At 47.3% G+C, this 6,276-nt stretch carries 5 protein-coding genes; 4 read left to right on the top strand and 1 reads right to left on the bottom strand.

The window, feature by feature from the left end; translation table 11 throughout:
• The first annotated feature begins 66 nt into the window (after positions 1–66).
• Both H5P28_RS14270 and H5P28_RS14265 read left to right on the top strand, forming a co-directional pair.
• Positions 67–333 carry a transposase gene (locus H5P28_RS14270; RefSeq protein ID WP_185673679.1) on the top strand — a complete coding sequence of 89 codons (267 nt, stop codon included), beginning with the start codon at positions 67–69 and terminating at the stop codon, positions 331–333.
• Positions 327–1,241, top strand: coding sequence for an IS3 family transposase (locus H5P28_RS14265; RefSeq protein WP_185673678.1), 915 nt, complete (start codon positions 327–329; stop codon positions 1,239–1,241). Before H5P28_RS14270 ends, H5P28_RS14265 begins: the two co-directional genes overlap by 7 nt.
• A 225-nt stretch (positions 1,242–1,466) precedes the next feature.
• Here the strand turns inward: H5P28_RS14265 and H5P28_RS14260 are convergent, their stop codons facing one another.
• The gene (locus H5P28_RS14260) at positions 1,467–1,589 is read right to left on the bottom strand and encodes a transposase (RefSeq protein ID WP_185676389.1); all 123 of its coding nucleotides are present in this window, start codon (positions 1,587–1,589) and stop codon (positions 1,467–1,469) included.
• Positions 1,590–1,882: 293 nt separating this feature from the next.
• Between H5P28_RS14260 and H5P28_RS14255 the strand changes: the two genes are divergently transcribed.
• Both H5P28_RS14255 and H5P28_RS14250 read left to right on the top strand, forming a co-directional pair.
• Positions 1,883–2,716, top strand: a complete 834-nt coding sequence (locus H5P28_RS14255) for a hypothetical protein (RefSeq protein WP_185676388.1) — start codon at positions 1,883–1,885, stop codon at positions 2,714–2,716.
• Positions 2,717–3,398: 682 nt separating this feature from the next.
• Positions 3,399–6,276: DUF4838 domain-containing protein (locus H5P28_RS14250; RefSeq protein ID WP_185676387.1), on the top strand; the 2,878-nt coding region annotated here is incomplete at its 3' end.

Below are 6,276 nucleotides of genomic sequence, written 5' to 3'. Positions count from 1 at the left end.
TGGCGTGACCTCCTAGAATCGTACCATTGCGTTTGAGACCCTGGCGGGTAGAACCCGACCAGAAGTATGAAACGAAAGAGATACACCGAAGAGCAAATCGTGGCGCTCCTGCGCGAGGCAGACGAAGGCCGCAGCGTGGACGATGTTTGCCGCGAGCACAATGTGAGCAAAGCGAGCTTCCATCGTTGGAAGAGCAAGTACGGACAGATGGAGCTGCGCGATGTGAAGCGTCTGAAGGAGCTTGAGCGCGAGAACGCCGAGCTGAAGAAACTGGTGGCCGACCAGCTTTTGAACATCAAAGTACTGGAGCAGGTAAACGCAAAAAAATGGTAAGCCCGGGGCACAAGCGCGAAGCGGTGCGCGAGGTGGCCGAGTCGGGAACGTGCTCGTTACGGGCCGCCTGTCGGTATCTTCGTCTGCACTGGTCGAGCTTCTGCTACCGGGCTAAAACCGCCACCGACAAGATGGTTCGCCTCGTGCGTGCGATCATCGCGGTGAGCCGGACCAACCCGCGCTACGGTTATCGTCGCGTACGAGCGCTGCTGGCCAACGAAGGCTGGCAGGTCAGCCGCAAGCTGGTACAAAAGGTACGCCGGGCTGAAGGGCTGGGCGTGAAGCCGCCGCGCCCCCGGCAACGGCGTCAGGGCAAGTCCACCGGCAAGATCCCGACCGCGGCGACGCATCCGCGGCACGTGTGGAGTTGGGACTTCGTGGCGGATCGCACCGACAATGGAGCGCCTCTGCGGGTGCTCAGTCTGATCGACGAGTTTACCCGCCAGTGCATCAGCCTGACGGTGGCTCGCGGGCTGAAGTCAGCCGACATCGTCGCGGCCTTGGACAAAGCCATCGCCAAGCACGGTGCTCCCGAGCACATCCGTTCCGACAACGGGCCGGAGTTTATCGCTACGGCGACCAAGGACTACCTGGAATCCAAACGCATCAAAACCCTCTACATCGAGCCGGGCTCGCCCTGGCAAAACCCTCACGTGGAGAGCTTCCACAACCGCCTGCAGGACGAGTGCCTCAAGCAGGAGTGGTTCCTCTCCCTGACCGAAGCGCGCGTCGTCATCGAAAACTGGCGACGCAAATACAACAGCCAGCATCCGCACAGCCGTTTGGGCTTTATATCCCCCGACGCCTTTGCCAAACTCTGGCATCAAACCAAGGCAGTGCTTGGCTCCGTTCGCCCTACGGGCTCACTGCACCAAGCACTCCCGCAAACCATAACCCAACCAACATAATCCTACCCAGCCAGCGTCTCATCGCTCTGGTACGAAAAGTGGGGGCCGACCAGATCCGGCTCGCCTCGATGATTGCTCGCACGAGGCGAACCATCTTGTCGGTGGCGGTTTTAGCCCGGTAGCAGAAGCTCGACCAGTGCAGACGAAAATACCGGCAGGCGGCCCGTAGCGAGCACATACCCCGACTCGGCCACCTCGCGCTTGTGTCTGTCCGTATTTGCTCCTCTAGCGGTGGAAGCTGGCCTTGCTCACGTTGTGCTCGCGGCACACGTCATCCATGTTACGACCTTCGTCTGCCTCGCGCATAATCGCAACGATCTGCTCTTCGGTGTATCTCTTTCGTTTCATACTTATGGTTGGGTTCTGCCTCCCTGCGTCTCAAGCACAATGGTGCGGCTCTAGGAGGCTACGCCACACCTGGCCTAGTGTGGGATGCGAGTGGTTCGTTGGCTAGGAAATAGAACACGAGGTGCTAGGTCTGCTTCTGGCAATGATAATGGCACTGAAGTCGGAAGGGGACCGTTAAATGATTAACTTCAACTCTGTTTGCCAAGTATTGTTTTTTATGTAGAAGATCGTTTTGTGGTTTAGCATACCGCTCAACTATTGATTTCACTATAAAATTTAAAGGAAATGAAATTATGAAAATCACAACCGCTACCCCTCTTGTCGTCGCGTTTCTCACCTTTGCTAGCGCTTCAACTCTCTGTTCGGAGGTCATTGTTGATCAGCCTAATTTTAATGATGTCCCTAACTTCCAGAAAATAGCAGGAACAACGACTCCAGGCGGCGAGTATACCTGGAAAAGCTCTGATGCGGGCAATCCAGGTGCTTACGGCTATTTTGGAACCGTCTATCAGGGATACGGTCCCGATGCGTACTCATATATATCATATACTAATAGCAATACTTCTATGGTTGGTATTGGGTTTGCACCTCAGTTTACGGCAGGTTCGAATGAGATAATTGGAGTAGGTTTTAATACTGTCACGGGTAATCGTTTAATTGGTTTCAGTACGCCAGCTAGCGGTGTGGGCTCGTTTGGCGCATATGTTGGGATAGATGAAACTGGTGATTATTTTTGGCAGGTCGTTGCTGACGGTCAAATTCTGAATAATGCTTCAGGCACGTCTGGGGGCATTGCAACGACTACTGCAGCCTTTCCAAATACCTTACTAATGACTTATCATGCAGATTCGGGTGAGTATGATTTAATTGTGAATAATATTACGGTGGTGTCCGGGGGACAGCTCAAAGATGCTATTGGCAATGTTTTCGCACCGACAGAATCAGAGATCGTTGCGGCTGGCTTTCAGTTTGCTGGCACAACTGATTCAAATGATCAGGTTACCTCATTTAGTTTGACATCAACGATTCCTGAGTCAGGTAGTTATGCCATGATCATAGGTGTGATTGGAATTATATCATTTATATCACGCAAGTTGATTATATCACGTAAGTGTCTGGATGTCTGAAAGGCATTATTCATTCATTATTTTTAGATATTACTAACGTAATAATAGGGTGATGATTGTGTAGGATACTAAAAATAATTTTTGTTTCTTTGTTCTATTCATCTCACCTGGGTGCATCATGTTTTGTATATTTGAGCAAAACCAGATAGGGAAGTAAATTAATGCATCAGGCAGTGAAGGCCGGGAGTGTATTTTTTGTTAAGGCGAAGTTAATGTTTAAATTCACTAGTGTCCAATCGAAGGCCAATGTGCAAAAATGATTTGAGATCAACAGATCATTATCCGCATTCGAGAAATATTCAACTAGCTAATTGAAGTTAAATTTCATAAAAACGTTAATGCTCAAAATTTGTAATATCTGACGTAGACATTCATTAATTCCATGAACTTTATGACTGCATGTAACTATCAGGTGGACGCAGATAGAAATACGTATTTAAGTTTTAACGACGTTCTCAATGGTTCCAAAGAATGTTTTGATGCGCAGGCTCTTTTTGATTCATGTGAAGATGAGTCCGATTTTGGCGTGGAGTTTGATCGCCGATTTAGTTTTGCGAAAGTGTGCCCATGCGAATATCGACCAGTACTAGTTGATAGTAGATGCGTCAATCTGTTAGCCGCTTAGAATGGATAACTTACAAAGCCTAAACCTGTCCTTCACTGCGCGTTAGTGATCCGAATTATGGAAATCTCAGCCTTTATCAGAACCGGTGCGTTGGTTGCTGTTTTTAGTGTATCAAGTCTCTACTCTAAGGTCGTGGTCGAGCAGGCAAATTTTAGCTCGGTCGGTAACTATGCTAAAGTTGCGGGGACCACGACTCCCGGTGGCGATTACACCTGGAAAAGTCCTGATGCGGGTAATCCTGGTGCTTACGGGTTCTTTGGAGCAGTATATCAAGGATATGGTCCCGATGCATATTCTTACGTTGAATATGTTAATAGTACTATAACTGTTATTGGGATAGGATTTGCTCCTCAATTTTCAGCAGGTTCAAGTGAAATGATCGGGGTCGGTTTTAATAAGTTCGCAGGTAATCGCCTGATTGGTTTTAATGATCCCGATAGCGGTGCAGGTTCATTTGGAGTCTATGTTGGGATTGACGGGGCTGGTGATTATTACTGGCAAGTAGTTGGTGACGGTCAAGTGCTCAATAATGCTTCAGGCACGTCTGGGGGCATTGCAACGACTACTGCAGCCTTTCCAAATACTTTATTAATGACCTATTATGCGGATTCTGGAACATATGATTTAGTGGTGAATAACATTGAAGTCATCACCGATGGACAGTTTAGAGATGCCAACGGCAATGTTTTTGCTCCAACAGAATCTGAGATCGTTGCGGCAGGGTTCCAGTTTTCTGGTTCAACTGATGTTAATGATCAGGTGACTTCCTTTAAGCTGGCATCTGCAAATGTGTTAGAGCCAAAGGGACAAAGTGTACTGTTTGAATTCGCGACAAATAAGCAGGCATCTGCAGTCATCGTTTTACCGGAAACCCCATCTTCTCAAGAAGTAATAGCAGCTGACATGTTAAAGGAGGGTCTCGATTCGATGAGCGGAGCCACTTTTAACATTATCCCTGAGCCCCTGTATGCGGAGGAATTTAGGTCGATGCCAGTTTTAAGCGTAGGAAATACAAAACTCAAGGAGGCTAGTGGACTTCTCGTGCCTGAGCTTTCTGCAGAAGGCTACGCGCTTCAGGCCTCTGGTAATGCACTTTTTTTTACCGGAGGGGAACGCCGGGGGCCCATTAATGCTGTGATTGCATTTTTGGAAGAAGACTTAGGGTGTCGCTGGTATTCTCGCTTCGTGCCTGCCTATTATCCTTATGAAGAAGAGTTGACGGTATCGGTTGTTCCGCGGTCTTATTCGCCGATTTTGGAGATGCGTGATGTATATCATGTGGAGGCTCAGGATCCCGATTGGGCTATCATGAATCGGATCAGTTCGGCGGTGGATCCTTTGTCTTTGGAGATTCCTTCGGCATACGGAGGCATGCTTCGCTATCCAGGAAGACAGTTGTTTGCTCATACATTTTATCGATTGGCTCCAGCTAAAGAGTTACTCTCTAGTCATCCTGAGTATTTCGCTTTAATTAATGGGGAGAGGCAGTTTAATAATATATGCTTGAGCAATGAAGAGGCGCTGCGGATTGTTGCTGATAATGCAATTAAGATTCTTGATGCGGATCCTGATGCGCGTTTGTTCAGCATTTCGCAAAATGATGGATCAAGCGTTCTGTGCCGCTGCGAAGACTGTTTAGCATTTTCAGAAAAGGAGAATGATTCCGGGTTGCTTATCAATTTTGTGAATCAAGTTGCTGAGTTGATTCATCGTAAATACCCCGATGTGCAGATAAGCACCTTAGCTTATTTGCAGACATTCATGCCGCCGAAAACAATACGCCCTGATGGGGATACATTGATCTGGTTGGCAACAGATCGGCATGTCTGGCACAATAAATATTTTTATATTACCGAAACTGAAGAATTCCAAGAGGCTCTCGAATCATGGCGTGCTATCGGTGCCAAAATACACATCTGGGACTATACTTTTGGAGATAATGCTAATTGGCTAACACCGATTCCAAATTTCAAGGTCATTGAAGAAAACTTTAAATATTTGGTGGAGCAGGGGATTTCTGGTATCTTTTTCCAAGATAACTTCCTTAGTATAGGTGGTTCTCGTGCAACCATGAAGGATTGGGCATTGGCTAAGTTGGCATGGGACCCTACTTTGGAAATGGATGATTTGTTACGTGATTTTACTTTTGGTTATTATGGAGCCGCTGGCCCTTCGATCTGGAAGTATAATCAATTATTACATCAAGAATGGGAGTCATTTCACCGCTCTAACAGGCCTAACCAAGGTGCTGTGTTGCATCTTGATCGTGCATTTATCAATGAGGCGCTTGCTTTAATCGATCAGGCTAAAGCGGCAGTCATTAATGACCCTGTTCTATTAGCAGAAGTTGAGCGTGAAGAAACTTGCTTGCTGTATGCACGTCTAGAGAATGGTGTAACAAATTTGGCTGATAAAAAGGCTTACCTCGAGGACATGGATCAGTTCCGGAAATATGTCGAAAAATTCGAGATAAAGAGTTTCGCTGAGCCAACTTTAACAGATACGACTACAAAGTTTACTCAATGGAGAATCGGCATGAATCTGTTCGGTAAGGAAAATTGTTCCCCTAGTGTCATTGAGCTTCAGATTAAGGATGTATTACTCCCTAAGGTTGGAGCCGCAACCTGCCGTCTAACTGAAGAGCCATTATCAGATTCCGGCTATGCTGTTTATCAGCCAGGTATGTCAACTAATTGGTCGATTCAATGGGATCGTTCGGCTATCGATGACTATCGTACAACCGAGACTTATGTTCTGCAGTTAAGAGTCAAACTTGGGGATTTAACTGGATCTGGGAGTGTTTTGATGTGCGGTGTTTGGGATCCTGAAGTGGGATCTTTGCTTGAGCGAGAAATTGATTCCTCGGAGCTTTCTCAAGATGAATTCTCTTGGGTAACTGTAGGTGAAGTTAAATTGCCAGCAAGCAGCAGTTGGA

This window comes from Ruficoccus amylovorans (genome assembly GCF_014230085.1).
Taxonomy (GTDB): Bacteria; Verrucomicrobiota; Verrucomicrobiia; order Opitutales; family Cerasicoccaceae; genus Ruficoccus; species Ruficoccus amylovorans.
This window is presented reverse-complemented; position numbering and strand designations above follow the sequence as displayed.

Bases quoted from the DNA above. Each gene is read 5' to 3' on its own strand.
- H5P28_RS14265 (WP_185673678.1), top strand. From the start codon at position 327: ATGGTAAGCCCGGGGCACAAGCGCGAAGCGGTGCGCGAGGTGGCCGAG.
- H5P28_RS14255 (WP_185676388.1), top strand. From the start codon at position 1,883: ATGAAAATCACAACCGCTACCCCTCTTGTCGTCGCGTTTCTCACCTTT.
- H5P28_RS14260 (WP_185676389.1), bottom strand. From the start codon at position 1,589: ATGAAACGAAAGAGATACACCGAAGAGCAGATCGTTGCGATTATGCGC.
- H5P28_RS14270 (WP_185673679.1), top strand. From the start codon at position 67: ATGAAACGAAAGAGATACACCGAAGAGCAAATCGTGGCGCTCCTGCGC.